Genomic DNA, 18,113 nt, shown 5'->3' with positions numbered 1-18,113 from the left:
TCTTGATATGAAATTACATAAAAATCTACTGAAATATATATTATTTGGAGCAAGTTTTCTAATGTTTCTTAGTTCATGTAATAAAGAATTTTTGGAAGAAGAACCATTGGGCTTTCCAAATTCTAATAACATCTTAAAAGATATAGGCGGTTTTGAAAGTGCAATTGTAGCATTACATGTTGCGGCTAGAGAAATGTATTTTTATCCTGATGGTTCGAGAATGAACTCTTTATGGCTTGGAACCGATGTGGCATATACGGGGGACAGATCACTTGCCGATTTTGAGAATTACCAAACTTGGTTAACACCAACTCAATTTTCTGTGGAATTCTATTGGGATTGGGCATATTTGGATGTTATTCCAAGAGCAAATACTATCATAGAATTTGCGAATGGTCCAGATGCGGTTTGGGAGAGTGAAGAACAAAAAAATACCGTTACAGCTGAAGCCCGGTTTTTTAGAGGTTATGCATATAATATTTTAGCAAAACTTTATGGAGATGTTCCTCTAGTTAATCAGATTTATAATAATCCAAAGACTGATTTTGTGAGAAGTCCTAGAATAGATGTTTACGATTTTGCCAAAGAGGATCTTGAATTTGCAAGCCAGTGGCTACCAGTAGAGGCACCTTTTGATGGACGAATTGAGAAGGGCGCTGCAGACCATCTATTGTCTGAAATATATATAAGTCTAGGTGATTTTGATGCTGCAGTGGCAAGTGCTTCTAAAGTTATAGAATCTCCAAGATATGAATTGATGACTGAAAGATTTGGGAATTATCTTGACAAGCCGGGAGATGTTTTCGCAGATTTATTTAAGGATGAAAATCAAAATCGTTCTAGTACTACCAATACAGAAACAATATGGGCTTTGCAATTCGAATTTCAAACTCCAGGAGGAACAGCCGGGGGCGCCAAATGGTATTCTAATGGATGGTTAAGGGCGTGGGGACCTAAATGGTGGGATATAAAAGATCCGCAGGGTAATTCTGGAATGCAGCTTACAACAGATAGTTTAGGGAGAGGAGTCGCCTGGGTTCGACCTTCAGCATATTACTATGATAAGATATGGAATGAAGATCCGATGGATATGAGAAATTCGAAATACAATATTAAAAGAGAATATTATTATAATAATCCTGATTCTCCTTATTTTGGAGAGAAAGTAAATCCCTCAATTACGAATCTTGATACATTAGTTCAGTATTATCCGATGATTATGAAAATAGAACCACAGTTATTTCCTGAAGGTCCAACTTATGGTAGAGCCTTTAAGGATACTTACGTTATGCGACTTGCAGAAACATACTTATTGAGAGCGGAGGCATATTTTCGTAATGGTAATCTTGAAGAAGCTGCAAACGATATAAATACGCTTAAAAAGCGAGTCAAGGCAGAATTGATAACAGCATCAGATATAAACATAGATTATATATTGGATGAACGTGCCAGAGAACTAATTATTGAAGAACCAAGGCGTTTAACTTTAAATCGATTGGGTTTGTTGTACGAACGGGTAAGAAAATATAATCCGGAAAGTAGTTCAAGTGTACAGGATTATCACAATCTTTTTCCTATTCCTCAATCTGCTATAGACGCTAATATTGATTCAGAACTCCGCCAAAATCCTGGTTACTAATTTATTTTTTGTATAAAAAATCTAAGCTTTCCAACTCTAACTCGGAAATTAAATGAGATCATTTTTTAAACTAGTTATATTTTTTACTTACGTATTTTTTCTTTCAGAAGCCTTTGCCCAGCAAACAGAAATTCAATATTTATCTGGTACCGGTAGTGACCAGACTGTAGACTGGAAATTTATGGTTGATGATGGGAGAAAAGCAAACGAATGGACCACAATTCCTGTACCTTCTAATTGGGAGCAATTCGGTTTTGGAACTTATAATTACGGACATGCAGAAGACGATGAAAGAGGGAAGGAAACAGGTCATTATAAGTACGAATTTAATATTCCATCAGAGTGGAAAAATAAACAAATAGAAATCGTTTTTGAAGGTTCAATGACGGATACCGAGGTAAAAATCAATGGAAAACTGGCAGGCCCGGTACATCAAGGAGCTTTTTATCGTTTCAAATACAATATTTCAGATTTACTGAATTTTGGTTCTGAACATAATTTACTGGAAGTGAGCGTCAAAAAACATTCCACAAATGAATCCGTGAATCAGGCCGAAAGACATGCCGATTACTGGATTTTTGGCGGGATTTTTCGTCCGGTATACTTACAGGCAAAACCTATTCAAAATATAGAAAGAGTAGCTATTAATGCGCAGGCCGATGGTCAGTTTGAAGCAGAAATTTTTTGTAATAATATTCATAGAAATGGGAGTCTGGATGCTCAAATCTTTAGTTTAAATGGAGATCCGGTTGGGGAGACTTTTACCATTGACCTTAATAGGGGCTCAAATTCCGTAATAGTTCAATCAAATTTTGAAAATATCCAAACTTGGAATCCTGAAGATCCAAATTTATACAAGGTAGAGTTCAGATTGAAAAATAATAGTAAAACTATTCATAAACTCACACAAAACTTCGGTTTTAGAACAATCCAATTGCGAGAGCGAGATGGAATATATGTAAACGGAACAAAAATAAAGTTTAAAGGTGTAAACAGACATACATTTTGGCCTACTACTGGTCGTGCTTCAAGTAAAACCAGAAGTATTGAAGATGTTGAGTTGATTAAAAGCATGAATATGAATGCGGTGCGTATGTCACATTATCCACCCGATCAACATTTTCTGGATGTTGCTGATTCCTTGGGACTCTTTGTACTTGATGAACTTGCCGGATGGCATGCATCATATGATACTGAAGTAGGTAGCAAGTTAGTAAAGGAAATGGTTATTCGAGATGTTAATCATCCTTCTATTGTATTTTGGGATAATGGTAACGAAGGAGGTCATAATACAGATCTAGACTCACTTTTTCAGAAATATGATATTCAAAATCGAAGAACCATTCATCCTTGGCAAACCTTTAATGGTTTGTCTAATGAGCATTATCGACCTTATAATTATGGAGTAGGTACTTACTGGAATGGCCGGAATGTTGTTTTTCCAACTGAATTTTTACACGGAATGTATGATGGTGGAGCTGGTGCTGGTTTGAATGATTTTTGGAATAAAATGATATGGGACAATCCACTTGCTGCAGGAGGATTTATTTGGGTTTTTGCTGATGAAGGAGTGAAGCGAACAGACACCGGTGAAATCGATACCTATAATGGTGCTGCAGCTGATGGTATTTTGGGTCCGTTTCACGAAAAAGAAGCAAGTTACTATGCAATCAAAGAAATCTGGTCTCCGATTCATTTTCAGAATATAAATATTACGGAATATTTCAAGGGCAAATTGAAAATTGAAAATCGATATTTCTACACCAATTTAAAAGAAATTAATTTTAGCTGGAAATTGGAAAGTTTGTCTGGATCCAATCAAGACTTAAAAACGAAGCCGTTTACAGATAAAGCCAACTCACCAGACATTGCGCCCGGGGCCAGTGGATATCTAAACCTTTCACTTCCTGGAAACTGGCAAAATTACGATGTGATGTATATGACCGCCACAGATAATTTTGGCAGAGAAATTTATAGCTGGAGCTGGCCTTTACAATTTCCAAAAGAAGTTATCGATAAGCTGCTCTCAAAGAAATCTGAAGGTTCAGTCCAAATGACTGAAAATGATACTCAAATTACGGTAAAGGCAGGTGGGATTGAATTTGAAATTGGTAAAAATGACGGATTATTAAAAAAAGTTGCTAATCAAAATGGCATCATTCCTTTTAATAATGGCCCTCATCTTAGTGCAGGAAAAGTTGAATTTAAATCTCTTAAAACTCAAAAATCTGGTGATACCTTATCGGTAATTTCATCATTTGAAGAGGAATCGAGGATGAAAGAATTTACCTGGACATTTTATCCTTCGGGCTGGGTAAAACTGGAAATTTATTACAAACCAGAAGAATACGATGTAGATTTCGATTATATGGGTGTAGATTTTTCATATCCCGAAAATTTAGTCGAAGCCGTTACATGGCTTGGAGATGGTCCTTATCGAGTTTGGAAAAACAGAATGCAGGGCGTAGAATATGGAATTCATCGAAAAGATTATAACAATACTGTAACTGGTGTTTCACCGATAGTTTATCCTGAATTTAAAGGATATCATTCGAATTTGTACTGGACAAAAATTGAATCAAAACAACAGTCGTTTTTGGTAGCAACGGCTACCGATGATGTATTTTTGAGATTATATACTCCTGAATATCCTCAAAAGGAGTTCGAAGCTCGAACGTCACCTCCTTTTCCAGAACAGGATATTTCTTTTATGCAGGCAATTCCTGCTATTGGAAGTAAAACAAATCAGCCAGAACGGCTTGGGCCAGATGGGCAAAAAAATATTTTCTTCGATTACGGCACATTTGATGATTGGCGGATAAGAAGCAAAAAGATGACATTATTTTTTGATTTTTCAGCAGGTCAATAGTTGTTTTTCAGCTTTAAAGTTGATTTTTTGTTTTTCTTCAAGTAAGTACAGGATAGGTTTAATGTGTTGAATAATTATCATTGATGTAATTAAACAACATGCTCAACTATGTTATCTAAAATTTACTTAAGACTTCTATCAATATTGCTTCTTCTGTTTGGATCATTTTCTCATGCCGCAGAGATTTATGTTTCCCCAAATGGTAAAGATAGTAATACAGGAGATAGTTTAAATCCATTGGCAACAGTTTCAGCTGCGCTTCGAAAAGCCAGGGAATTAAGAAGATTAAATAAACTGGATGAAAATGAAGGTATTCAAATAATTATAGAGGATGGTATTTACCGACTTTATGAGCCAATTCTATTACGTCCGGAAGATTCTGGAACATTAGATTCCCCTACAGTCATAAAATCAGCCGATAAATCGAAGCCTGTTTTTTCAGGAGGCATAGAAATTCAAAACTGGAAAAAAGCGAATACCACTAACTTAAATATTGATTCAGCAATTAATAATAATCTTTGGGTTGCAGATTTGCCGCTGTTCGGGGGAAATTCGATTCAGTTTAGACAAATCTGGGTAGATGGTCAAAAAGCAAGGCGTGCGACAAATCTTGGGGAGCAGAAGCTAAATAGAATTCTTTCTGTAGATTCTGAAAATGAGATTATGTGGATCCCGACTCCTAATTTGGATTTTAAAAATCCGGAAGATCTTGAATTTGTAATTCACCAGTGGTGGGCTATCGCCAATCTTCGTGTTAAATCACTGGAAAGGCATGGGGATAGCACAGCAGTGAAATTTCATCAACCTGAGAGTAAAATTGAATTTGAACATCCGTGGCCGGCACCGTTTATAGATTCTAAAAAGGAGTATAACGGAAATTCGGCATTTTATTTTACTGGAGCCGCCGAATTGTTGAGCGAACCTGGAGAATGGTACCTCGACAAAAGAAACCTTAAAGTTTACTATTACCCGAAAAACGGAAAGGACCCTAATAATTCTGAAATTATTGTTCCTGCTTTAGAAAGTCTTGTAGAGATTAAGGGAACTTTGGATAAAACAGTTTCTAATATTCAATTTGAAAATATAAGTTTTCAGCATTCTACATGGATGCGCCCATCACAAAAAGGTCATGTACCGCTTCAGGCCGGTTGGTCTATAATCGATGCCTATAAATTAGAAGAACCAGGAACACCAGACAAAGCCGCATTGGAAAATCAAGCATGGATAGAAAGACAGCCAGCTGCATTTGAAGTATCCAATGCCAATAATATTAAAATTATTGGATGCAAATTCAGTCATTTAGCTGCTACTGGATTAGATCTTATTAGTGGTGTGGCTGAAAGTGAAATTGCGGGTAATGTTTTTGAGGATGTAGGAGGAACCGCTATTCAGGCGGCTTTTTTTGGAGGGGCTGAATTTGAGGCTCACTTGCCATATCAACCAAAAGATGAACGGGAAATAGTACACCACCTAAATATTCATAATAATTACATAACTAATGTTACTAACGAAGATTGGGGATGTGTAGGCATTAGTATTGGTGTCGCTCACGATATTGATATTAGTCATAATGAAGTTTCAGATATCAATTATAGTGGGATTTGTTTGGGTTGGAGCTGGACTAAAACGATTTCGATCGCTAAGAATAATAGGATTCACGCTAATAGGATTCACAATTTCGCTAAGCAAATGTATGATGTAGGCGGTATTTATACCCTTTCTGCCCAGCCAAATACAGAGATTAGTGAAAATGCAATATATGATCTAAACGAGGCACCTTATGCGCACATGCCACATCATCATCAATATATTTATTACGATGAGGGCTCTTCCTACATAAGATCTATAAATAACTGGACCGAAAAGGATAAATTTTTTGAGAACAGTCCGGGACCGGGTAATTTATGGGAAAACAATGGTCCTGGAGTAGCAAAAGAAATTAAGGATAATGCAGGTCTACAACCTGAGTTTCAACAAATAAAAAATGAGTAAAGAAAACAAAAAGTTACGATTAGGGATTTTAGGTTTGGGAGAAGGTAGAAGTACTATTTCTGCAGCACTTTCCAGTCCTAAGATTGAATTGGTGAAGATGTGTGATCTCAATCTCGAAGTTTGTAAGAAAAGAGCAAAGGAATTTGATTTTTATGAATATACTACAAAATTTGAAGATTTGCTTAATGATCCTACCGTAGAGGCTATAGCAATCTACACCCCAGATCATTTGCATGCTGCTCATATTAAACTGGCGCTGGAACATGATAAACACGTAGTTTGTACGAAACCCTTGATTGATGATCTTAAAGAAGCTTCTGAATTAGTTGAGCTTCAGGTAAAAACTGGAAAAAAGTTATTTGTAGGCCAGAGCAGTAGGTTTTTTCAACCGATGAAACGACAACGACAGGATTTTGAGAATGGTTTAATTGGAGATTTAGTTACTGTGGAAGCCTATTATAATGCAGATCATCGATGGTTTCTGGAAAAACCCTGGGCCCTGGAAAATTCTTTTAAATGGCTATATGGAGGCTTAAGCCATCCGGTAGACTTCATTAGATGGTATTTGCCAGAAATTGAAGAAGTAATGGGGTATGGCATGCTTAGCAAAAATGGTAAAAACGGTGGTCTTAAAAATTACGACACCATGCAGTTTATATATAAATCCAAAGATGGTAGAATTGCCAGGGTTGGAGGTGCCTATTCAGGACCAGTACAACCAGTACAGAGAGACAGTGAAATGAGCTGTATTCTTCGCGGAAATTTAGGTTGTAGCCAAGGAGATTATATGGATTTACGATACGCTATAACAGATAAAGATGGTGAAGAACGTATAATAACGTGGGAACATAAGTTAAAGCATTTTTTCAGGTTTGAAGGGAAAAGTCATCATGCCGGAGAATACGAGAACTATTTAAATTATTTTGCCGATAGTATTCATCAGGATTTTACCGCATACCCCGATTTAATAGAAGGAATAGGTACAATTGTTCTATTAAAGGCTATGGAGAGATCTCTTGATTCTGGTAAACCGGAAAAAATTTCAACAATTATTGAGGAATTCAATCTGCAGAAACTACTATCCTAAATTTTAAGATTATTTATGGAAATTCATGAGTTATTGACCATAACTGATTTTATCGTTGTGGGTGTATATATTTTAATTCTTGTAGGGATAGGCTACTGGGCCAGCTTTAGAGATAAAAAAGATGTAGACGAGAATCTATTTTTAGCAGGTAATTCCCTTAACTGGACTAGTATTGGTTTTACCATGTGGGGAACAAACGTTGGGCCTTCAATGTTGATAGCCTCCGCTAGTATTGGCTATACCACAGGTATTGTAGCGGGAAATTTTGCCTGGTATGCTTTTATTTTTATTTTTTTACTGGCCGTAGTATTTGCTCCGCGTTATCTAGGTGCAAAAACACAAACTTTACCCGAATTTATGGGGAAACGTTTTGGTAATTCTACGCAAAATATTTTGGCCTGGTATACGATAGTAACGGTATTAATTAGCTGGCTATCTCTTACACTTTTTGCAGGAGGTATTCTTATTCAGCAGATTTTAGGAATTCCCATGTGGCTATCCATTATCGTTTTAATCATCATAGCTTCTTTTTTTACTATCGCTGGTGGCCTCAAAGCTATCGCTGCTACCAATGTATTTCAGATGGTTTTATTGATTGTGGTTTCATTAGCATTAACAATAACCGGGATTTACAAAATTGGGGGTGCAGAAAGGCTAATTTCAGAAACTCCTTCAGAGTATTGGAATCTTTTTCTTCCAGCCGATGATGCTAACTATCCATGGCTTGCTATTGTCTTAGGATATCCGGTAATGGGAGTTTGGTTTTGGTGTACAGATCAATCAATGGTACAATCGGTCCTGGGAGCGCAAAATATTAAACAGGGGCAGCTTGGCGCCAATTTTACCGGTTGGCTTAAAATACTGGATGTGCCTTTATTTATTCTTCCAGGAGTAATTTGCTTTATTCTTTATCCCGAATTACAAAATCCAGATGAGGCTTACATGACCATGGTGACCAAAATGTTTCCTGTTGGTATGACAGGTCTCGTGATGGCAGTTTTAATCGCAGCCTTGGTAAGTACTATAGATTCGGCTTTAAATGCTTTAAGTACTGTTTTTACAATGGATATTTATGTGAAGAAATTTAAACCTGAAGCAACCCAAAGACAAGTGGTTAAGATTGGGCGAATAGTAACTGTAATAGGAGCGGTATTAGCCATTTTTATCACGCTTGCGATAAATAGTATCAAAGGATTAAATCTTTTTGACGTTTTTCAATCAATTCTAGGATTCATTGCACCACCAATGTCGGTAGTTTTCTTGTTTGGTGTACTTTGGAAGAAAACCACCACCCGTGCCGTAAATATCATTCTTATTTTAGGAACCATTCTTAGCATGGGCATAGGCGTCTTCTATTTATGGGTTTTCCCAGCAGCCAATTATAATTTTTGGCCACATTTTCTATTGCTTTCTTTTTACATTTTCGTGTTTCTTTCTGTACTAATTGTGATTCTTTCGCTTAACGATAAATCGAAAAACCAATATGTAAGTACGCTGGACTATGGAGAATTATCAAAATTGAAACCTTCAGCTAAAGTGATGTGGGCCGCCTTATTTATCGTAATGATAGGTCTTTATATATTCTTCAACGGAAATTAAAAAGCGTTAATGAAAACCATTTTAAGTACATTCTTCATCATTTTTTCAATGCAACTGAATGCTCAGATTGCAATTTCATTTGATAAAGAATCACCAAGAATAAATTTTGGTTCAGAACGGTTGATGCTGGAACTGGATCGTATTGGAGAAGATATTCGATTCCTTGAAGACGTGCCAAACGGTTTTTCAGAATCAAGACTAATCATTGTAGCTGAAAAAGATTCTGATTGGTTTAGAACACATATTTTTAAAAGTGATCTGCCCAAAATTACCAATTCAAAGGAAGCTTTCAGAATTTCTTCGGAAGGAAATAAAATATATGTCATAGGGAATGACGAGTCCGGTGCACTTTATGGAGCATTGGAGCTTGCCGATAGAATTAAATCTGAAGAAAAATTACCGAAAAATCTCGATTTTGGTGATCAGCCGGAGATGGTTTTGCGTGGAACTGCTATAGGAATGCAAAAAATGAATATTCTTCCCGATAGGCATGTTTATGAATATCCATATACTCCAAAAAACTTTCCCTGGTTTTATGATAAGGAACTATGGATAAAATATTTGGATATGTTGGTTGAAAATCGATATAATTCCTTGTATTTATGGAACGGGCATCCATTTGCGTCTTTAGTGAAATTAGAAGATTATCCCTATGCACTTGAAGTAGATGAAGAAACTTTCAGAAAAAACGAAGAAATATTTGAATTTCTAACAACAGAAGCTGATAAACGCGGAATTTGGGTAATTCAAATGTTTTATAATATTATCGTTTCCAAACCTTTTGCAGAACATCATAATATCCCTACTCAGGATAGAGGACGTGAAATTACTCCGTTACTGGAAGATTATACTCGAAAATCAATAGCCGCTTTTATAGAGAAATATCCTAATGTTGGGCTTCTGGTCGCACTGGGAGAAGCTATGAGCGGCATTGAAAATGATATAAGCTGGTTTACGAATACCATTATTCCCGGCGTGAAGGATGGCATGCAACGACTGGGAAGAGAAGATGAACCACCAATCATTTTGAGAGCGCACGATACTGATGCTCCAAAGGTTGTGCAGGCTGCGTTTCCCATGTATAAAAATCTCTATACCACACATAAGTATACTGGTGAGTCTTTAACGACTTATGAACCACGAGGTCCTTGGACAAAAATCCATCAGGATTTAAGTAATCTGGCTTCGGTACATATTTCAAACGTTCATATCCTTGCAAACCTGGAGCCATTTCGTTTTGGTTCTCCTAATTTTATTGAAAAGACAGTTAAAGCTATGCATGAAGTTCACGGAGCAAATGCCTTGCATCTGTATCCTCAAACTTCTTATTGGGACTGGCCATATACCGCAGATAATACGGCACCCCGTTTACTGGAAATGGATCGAGATTGGATCTGGTATAGCGCCTGGGGAAGATATGCCTGGCAAAAAGAAAGAGAAAGAAATGAAGAAATTGAATTCTGGAGCGACGAATTTTCTAAAAAGTATGGCACTGATCGGGCTGCCTCTGAACAAATTCTAACGGCTTATGAGGAGACCGGAGAAATTGCTCCTAAAACATTACGAAGATTTGGAATAACTGAAGGGAACAGGCAAACCTTATTACTAGGTATGTTTATGAGTCAGTTGGTTAATCCATATAAGTGGCGCGTTTATCCGGGATTTTATGAATCCACCGGGCCAGAAGGAGAAATTTTGATTGAATACGCCGAAAAAGAATTTAATAATGAACCACATATCGGAGAAACACCCCTACAAATTATTCAGGAAATTGAGGACCATGGTAAAAAAGCTGTTGAGGCAATAGATAAGACAGAACCGAATGTAAGTAAAAATAAAGATGAATTCATTCGACTTCAAAATGATATTCGTGCGTATAAAGCATTTGCATATTTCTTTTCTGAAAAAGTAAAAGCGGCCATGCTTGTATTAAGATATGATCATTCGGGAGAGAAAAATGCTCTTTTAAAAGCAATCCCTCATCTAGAAAACAGTTTGAAACACTATCGTAAACTGGTTGAATTGACCGACGGAAATTATTTTTATGCTAATAGTATGCAAACATCCATGAGGCGGATTCCTACTGGTGGAGATGATGGAAAATATAAGCTGTGGTCTGAAATGTTACCGCTTTACGAACAGGAATTAGAAAATTTTAGAAAAAATTTAAATAATATTGACTCTTCAGTAAAATCTGATTCACAGGACAAAAAAGTTAAAGCATGGACACCTGCTGAAGTTAAAATTCTCTCGGGGCAGGAAACTTATTCGGTTGCAGTGGGAAGTCTTGTATATGATAAAATGAGTGCGCAAATTATTAAAGCTGCTCCTGAAATTTCAAAACTAACCGGCGTAAAATTTAAGGAGAAGAATCAGATAGCAAATGGAACAATTCTCAAGTTTGAAAACTCAAAACCTGTGAAAGTGGTGGTAGGATTTTTTGAAGATGCCGAGGATACAGAAAATCTAATAGCTCCTACCTTAGAAAATAATGCAGCGGGTAATATTATGGGACAGGCTGATATTGCAATTGCTAATGCTTTGAAATTGGATGGTTATCCCAAAATAAATATACATACCTATCACTTCGAGACCGGTAAAAATGAACTTCAATTGGAAAAAGGAAGAGTGTTAATACTTGGATTTATCCCGGCAGTGCAAAAAATAAATAGCAGGGATGCGGGTCTTGTAGGTGAAAAATCGGTAGACTGGCTATTTCAGGATTCTAATTAAAAGGAATAACAGGGAGGTACAGGATAAATTCATAATAAATTTTAGGGATATTTCAACAATAACTTAGGCCTATTAGTTCATGAAATCATTGAAATACTCCTTTATAAAAATTGCCGTACTTCTAATAATATCCCTTTGTAGTTGTAATATCGCCATTTCCCAGGAAGAGAATATGAGGGAAAGCAGTGCAACCTGGATTTGGTATCCTGGCGATTTCGAAATTTGGCTTAGCAATAAGATGCAAGTACGTCGTACAGAGCGAGAAGCGGTATTTCCGCCATTATGGGGCTATTACAGTCCGTTTCCATTGGTTACTTTTCAGACGGAAGTCGACTTGCCGGAAGCAGATGAGGTTAGTATTTATTCAGAAGGTTCTTTTCAGTTACTGATTGACGGTGAACAAATTTATGGTCAGCCAAAATCTCTCACAATAGAAGCAGGGAAACACACTATCTCGCTTAAAGTTTATAATCAGGAATTTTTACCGTCTATTTATATACGGGGAAAATATATTAATTCAGATGAATCCTGGATCGTTACCAACGAAGATAAGTTATGGATTGATGAAGAAGGAAAAGCGCAACAGTCGGGTACACCCTGGAAATCAGTGGGTTACTGGAAATTTAATTCGCCTAATGAAAATCCTTCAGACTTCAGGCTGGAAACCGAACCCTGGAATGCAAAAAAAAGAGAGAAAGTAGGAAATGGGGAATTAGTCGATTTTGGTAAGGAAACTTTTGGTTATATAAAAGTTCATGGCTTGAAGGGAGAAGGACAGCTTTCTTTGTATTATGGCGAATCCCGTGAAGAAGCGATGGATTCTGCCAGGTGTGAAACACTGGATTATATTCAGTTTGATGGCAATCAACCTTCAGAATATACACATGACGAATCTAAAGCATTTCGTTACGTCCAGTTACAGGCAGATGCCTCTATTGAATACGACTCTATTTCGATGTTGTACGAATACCTTCCACTGGATTATCGCGGGGAATTTAATTCTTCAGATGAATTGCTGAATGAAATCTGGGATGTTTCAGCCTATACAATGCACCTTACCTCCCGAGAATTTTTTATAGATGGAATAAAAAGGGATCGTTGGATTTGGTCTGGCGACGCTTACCAGAGTTATTTGATGAACTACTACCTTTTCTTCGATAATAATTCCGTAGAAAGAACGCTGCTTGCGTTAAGAGGAAAAGAACCGGTAACTGCGCATATCAATACCATTATGGATTATTCGCTGTATTGGTTTGTGGGAATATATGATTACTATCTCTATACTGGTGATACAAGTTTTATTGAACAGTTCTATCCAAGAATGAAAAGTCTTATGGAATTTGTTTTAGGAAGGCGTAATAAATCCGGATTCCTGGAGCCTTTAGAGGGTGACTGGGTTTTTATCGATTGGGCCGATGGCTTACCGAAGACAGGTGAAGTAAGTTTTGAACAAATGCTCCTGGCTAGAAGTCTGGAGGCTATGGCAAGAAGTGCAGAAATTGCCGGTGAAAATAACGACCAAAAGAGATATAAAAGTTTAGCTGAAGAAATGCAAAAAAAACTGTTCGATGTTTTTTGGGATGAAAAAAACCAGGTCATGAAGCACCAGAGAGTTAATGGTGAAATGCAGAATATTGTAACCCGTTATGCAAATATGTTCGGGATTTTCTTCAATTATTTCAATGAAGAACAGAAGCAAAGCGTAAAAGAGAAGGTTTTGTTGAACGATGATATTCTACTGATTACTACGCCTTATATGCGTTTTTACGAATTAGAGGCTCTTTGCGCTATTGGGGAGCAGGAATATGTTCTTGATGAAATTCGGGATTATTGGGGCGGAATGCTGGATTTAGGCGCCACTTCATTCTGGGAAAAATATGATCCTTCAGATGAAGGAGAACAGCATTTATCGATGTACGGACGGCCTTACGGGAAAAGCTTGTGCCATGCCTGGGGAGCTAGTCCTATTTATCTGTTCGGTAAATATTATTTAGGGGTCAAGCCAACTGCTCCAGGTTACGCGCAATATGAAATTAGGCCAAATCTTGGCGGACTCGATTGGATGGAAGGGAAAGTACCAACACCTAATGGCGAAATCGAAATATTTGCCAGTAAGAAAGAAATACGATTAACCGGAGTTAAAGGAGAAGGAAATTTAATTTTCAAAAGTAAATCGAAACCCAAGAGTTCAGAAACAATCAAAAGTCTGGGAAATGATGAATATGAAATGATCATCAATCCTGGAAAGGAATATAAAATCAGCTATAAAGCTATCTAGAATATATGTTTATACAGAAGTACTACGAAGAATTTGAAATCGGTGAAGAGCGAACCACCATTGGCCGCACCATAACCGAAACCGATATTGTGATGCATGCCGGACAAACAGGCGATTTTTTCCCGCATCACATGGATAAAGAATGGTGTAGAACACAAGCATTCAAAAAGCGAATTGCACACGGCACTTTGATCTTTTCAGTAGCTATCGGCATGACGGCCAATGTGATTAATGAAGTGGCAATGACTTACGGTTATGAACGTTTACGTTTTACCAATCCGGTTTTTATTGAGGATACCATTCGCGTAAAAATTAGTATTTCTGATAAAAAAGATCATAAAAAACCACAATATGGTATTGTGACTGAGAAAGTAGAGGTTTTCAATCAGAATGATGAGCTGGTCATGCTTTGCGAACACTTATTACTAACCGAAAAGAAGGAAGGCTAATGGATGATTCTCCAAAAGTATTGAAAGGAATAACCTGGGGTCATACCCGCGGACTCGTTCCATTGCAAGCCTGCGCGCAGCGTTTCAGAGAACTATATCCCAATGTTCATATCGAATGGCGCCAGCGAACACTGCAGGAATTTGCAGATTATCCTATTGAAGAACTTACAAAAAGTTACGATTTGCTAGTGATCGATCATCCCTGGGTTGGATGTGCCGCAGCTACCCGCTGCGTGTTACCATTAGAAGAACATTTGCCAAAAGAATTTTTAGAAAATCAGCAGCAAAATCAGGTAGGTAGCTCACATGACAGTTATTATTTTGGCGAGCACCAGTGGGCGCTGGCTATCGATGCCGCTGCTCCCGTCCCTAGTTTCAGAAAAGATTTGCTTAAGGAAAATAATGTTGAGATTCCTCAAACTTGGGAGGAGGTTATGGAATTGGCGAAAAAGGGTAAAGTAGCCGCCCCTGCAATTCCCATAGATCTTCTAATGAATTTCTATATGTTTTGTCAGGCTCATGGTGAAGTACCATTTAAAGCTGAAGATATTATCGTAAGTGAACAGGTGGCCTATGAAGCCATGAGCACGATGCAGGATTTTTACAGTCTGCTGGATAAAAAAATGTTTCAGGCGAATCCAATTAAAGTAGCCGAAATGATGACCTCAGGAAACGATTTCTGGTATTGCCCTTTTGCATATGGATATTCAAATTATACACACAGGGGTTATGCGAAATATCAACTACATTATGGTGACCTTGTAAGTTTTAAAGGAAAAAAGTTAAGAAGTACATTAGGAGGAACCGGTTTATCGGTTTCCGAATTCAGCGGGCATAAAAAGGAAGCTTTGAAATTTGCTGAAATGATAGCTTCAGAAAGATACCAGTCCACTGAATTTGTATTACATGGCGGCCAGCCTGGTCATCGGAAAGCCTGGCTTGATAAAACCAATAATGCCATCAGTAATAATTGTTTTCAAGACTCCTTGAAATCTTTGGATAATTCCTATTTGCGGCCAAGATATAACGGGTATTTACATTTTCAAGATCATGCTGGTGATCCTTTACAGCAATTTTTGAAAGGAGAGAAAAGGATGTTGGATGCCTTTAGTGAAATGAATAGTATTTATAAGGAAAGCCTGAAAACGAAAAATGAAAAATAAATCCAATAATAAACCTTTAAAAGGAATTTTGGTCCTGGAATTTTGCCAGTATCTTTCCGGACCTTCAGCTGGTCTCCGGCTTGCTGATCTTGGTGCAAGAGTGATTAAAATTGAAAATCCTGGCAAAGGTGATTTATGTCGAGTTTTGCCTATAAAAGATCAATGGGTGGATGATAATTCACTCCTCTTTCATACTATAAATCGAAATAAAGAAAGTTACACGGCCAACTTAAAATCTGAAGAAGAACTTGCTGAGATCAGGAGATTGATCGGAAAAGCAGATGTAATGATTCACAATTTTCGACCTGGTGTGATGGAAAAACTAGGACTGGATTTTAAGAAGGTTCAAAAATACAATGCTGAACTGGTTTATGCTGAAATAAGCGGCTACGGAAAAGAAGGGCCTTGGGCTAAAAAACCAGGTCAGGATTTGCTTTTGCAAGCTATGAGCGGTTTAATGTATGCCAGTGGTGATCAAGATGATGCTCCAACGCCTTTTGGTCTGGCAATTGGAGATATTCTTTGTGGCGCCCAAGTGGTACAGGCAATTCTGGCAGCTTTAGTTTATCGAAAACGTAAGCACAAAGCGGTCAAAATTGAAGTCAGTTTACTGGAGTCGCTTATTGATTTTCAGTTTGAACTATTCACCACATATTTTGCCAGCGGTAAACTTCCGGAGCGTTCCAAAGTGAACAATGCTCACGCTTTGCTGGGAGCTCCTTATGGAATTTATAAAACCAAAGATGGGCATATTGCGCTGGCCATGATTCCGCTGAAAGATCTGAAAGACGTATTGAATTCTGAAAGCTTGAATGGTTTTGATCAATCCATGATTTTTTCAAACAGAGATGAGATCAAAGCGGTTCTTGTTGATATGCTGAAAGAAAAACCTTCAGCATACTGGATAGAAAAGTTACAGACCAACTGTTTATGGGCTGCCCAGTTGAAAAACTGGAATGAACTGAAAAATTCGGCTAGCTACGACCTTTTACAACTCGAACAGGAAATAAAAGTTTCCGAAGAAAAAGGTTTTAAAACTAATCGTTGTCCTATAAGAATTGACGGGGAAATTATGTGGGGAGCCGTACCCGCGCCGCAGCTTGGTCGAAATTCTGAAAATATTAAAGAGGAGTTCAATTTAAAGGCAGCGCATTTATGAAATTGCTGGAAGGAATAAGGGTTGTAGATTTTTCACAATTTCTATCGGGTCCATCTGCCAGTCTTCGTTTAGCTGATTTTGGAGCTCGAGTGATTAAGATTGAGAAAAAAGGGAGCGGCGATATTTGTAGGCAGCTTTATGTTTCTGAGATAAAAGTTGCCAATGAATCTACTTTATTTCATACGATTAATCGTAATAAAGAAAGCTTTGCTGCAGATCTGAAGGTTGAGGGAGATAAAAAGCAAGTTTTGGAGTTACTGAAAAATGCTGATGTGTTAATGCATAATTTTAGACCTGGAGTAATGGAAAGACTCGGTTTTTCCTATGATGAGGTTCAGAAAATTAATCCAAAGATCATTTATGCTTCCATTAGCGGATATGGCGTTGAAGGAGAATGGAAAGGACTGCCGGGGCAAGATCTGCTTTTACAATCACTAACCGGTTTACCATATTTAAATGGGGAAAGCACAAAATTGCCCACACCTATGGGAATAAGCGTGGTTGATATTCTTGCTGGAACCCATCTGGCTCAGGGTATTCTCGCAGCATTGGTGAAACTGGATAATACGGGAAAAGGAAGTCTTGTTCAGGTTAGTATGCTGGAGTCTGCACTGGATTTTCAGTTTGAAGTTTTTACCACCTTTTTGAATGACGGCGAAGAATTACCAGAAAGAAGCAAAAAGAATCATGCACATTCTTATGTGGCAGCACCTTATGGAATATATAAAACTCAAGACGGATTCTTAGCTCTTGCCATGGGAAATATTCCAATACTGGGAGAACTTCTAAATTGTTCAGAATTGGGAAAGTTTCCCTATTCAAAGCAGTGGTTTAAGAAGAGAGACGAGATTAAAGAAGTTCTAGCAGCGCATTTAAAAGATAATACCACATCCTACTGGCTCAATATTTTGGAGGCTGCTGATATTTGGTGTGCAAAAGTTTACAATATAGAAGAATTAAAAAAAGAGGAAGGATACAGATTGCTGGAAATGGAAATGGATGTGAAAACCAGCAAAGGTGAAGTGATAAAGACAACACGCTGCCCGATTAGAATTAACGGTGAAAAACTAAATTCTGTTGTTGGAGCTCCATTTCTGGGAGAGCACAATGATTCGATTTCGAGAGAATTCAATTTAAAGCCTTAG

The 18,113-nt window shown here is 37.5% G+C and carries 11 protein-coding genes; all 11 read left to right on the top strand.

Annotated features, from left to right (window positions below; all coding sequences use genetic code 11):
• The first annotated feature begins 7 nt into the window (after positions 1-7).
• The 11 genes from PBT91_RS12340 to PBT91_RS12290 all read left to right on the top strand — a co-directional run bounded on the left by PBT91_RS12340 (position 8) and on the right by PBT91_RS12290 (position 18,113).
• Complete coding sequence (locus PBT91_RS12340) at positions 8-1,639, top strand: RagB/SusD family nutrient uptake outer membrane protein (protein WP_270058771.1); 1,632 nt, start codon at positions 8-10, stop codon at positions 1,637-1,639.
• Between the two features lie 52 nt (positions 1,640-1,691).
• The gene (locus PBT91_RS12335) at positions 1,692-4,508 is read left to right on the top strand and encodes a glycoside hydrolase family 2 protein (RefSeq protein WP_270058770.1); all 2,817 of its coding nucleotides are present in this window, start codon (positions 1,692-1,694) and stop codon (positions 4,506-4,508) included.
• 108 nt (positions 4,509-4,616) lie between these two features.
• On the top strand, positions 4,617-6,500 hold the full coding sequence (locus PBT91_RS12330) for a right-handed parallel beta-helix repeat-containing protein (protein ID WP_270058769.1): 1,884 nt from the start codon (positions 4,617-4,619) through the stop codon (positions 6,498-6,500).
• Positions 6,493-7,587 (top strand): Gfo/Idh/MocA family protein, encoded by a 1,095-nt coding sequence (locus PBT91_RS12325; protein ID WP_270058768.1) that lies wholly within the window; start codon positions 6,493-6,495, stop codon positions 7,585-7,587. Before PBT91_RS12330 ends, PBT91_RS12325 begins: the two co-directional genes overlap by 8 nt.
• 15 nt (positions 7,588-7,602) lie before the next feature.
• A complete protein-coding gene (locus PBT91_RS12320) occupies positions 7,603-9,186 on the top strand; it encodes a sodium:solute symporter (protein ID WP_270058767.1) in 1,584 nt (527 codons plus the stop codon).
• Between the two features lie 9 nt (positions 9,187-9,195).
• Positions 9,196-11,919, top strand: a complete 2,724-nt coding sequence (locus PBT91_RS12315; protein ID WP_270058766.1) for an alpha-d-galacturonidase — start codon at positions 9,196-9,198, stop codon at positions 11,917-11,919.
• A 79-nt stretch (positions 11,920-11,998) separates the two neighbouring features.
• Positions 11,999-14,197, top strand: coding sequence for an alpha-L-rhamnosidase-related protein (locus PBT91_RS12310; RefSeq protein WP_270058765.1), 2,199 nt, complete (start codon positions 11,999-12,001; stop codon positions 14,195-14,197).
• A 5-nt stretch (positions 14,198-14,202) separates the two neighbouring features.
• Positions 14,203-14,646 (top strand): MaoC family dehydratase, encoded by a 444-nt coding sequence (locus tag PBT91_RS12305; protein ID WP_270058764.1) that lies wholly within the window; start codon positions 14,203-14,205, stop codon positions 14,644-14,646.
• Complete coding sequence (locus PBT91_RS12300) at positions 14,646-15,809, top strand: ABC transporter substrate-binding protein (protein WP_270058763.1); 1,164 nt, start codon at positions 14,646-14,648, stop codon at positions 15,807-15,809. The genes PBT91_RS12305 and PBT91_RS12300 overlap by 1 nt, the downstream gene beginning before the upstream one ends.
• Positions 15,799-16,968, top strand: coding sequence for a CaiB/BaiF CoA transferase family protein (locus PBT91_RS12295; protein ID WP_270058762.1), 1,170 nt, complete (start codon positions 15,799-15,801; stop codon positions 16,966-16,968). Before PBT91_RS12300 ends, PBT91_RS12295 begins: the two co-directional genes overlap by 11 nt.
• On the top strand, positions 16,965-18,113 hold the full coding sequence (locus PBT91_RS12290; RefSeq protein ID WP_270058761.1) for a CaiB/BaiF CoA transferase family protein: 1,149 nt from the start codon (positions 16,965-16,967) through the stop codon (positions 18,111-18,113). The genes PBT91_RS12295 and PBT91_RS12290 overlap by 4 nt, the downstream gene beginning before the upstream one ends.

It is taken from the genome of Zunongwangia sp. HGR-M22 (genome assembly GCF_027594425.1).
Classification (GTDB): domain Bacteria; phylum Bacteroidota; class Bacteroidia; order Flavobacteriales; family Flavobacteriaceae; genus Zunongwangia.
This window is presented reverse-complemented; position numbering and strand designations above follow the sequence as displayed.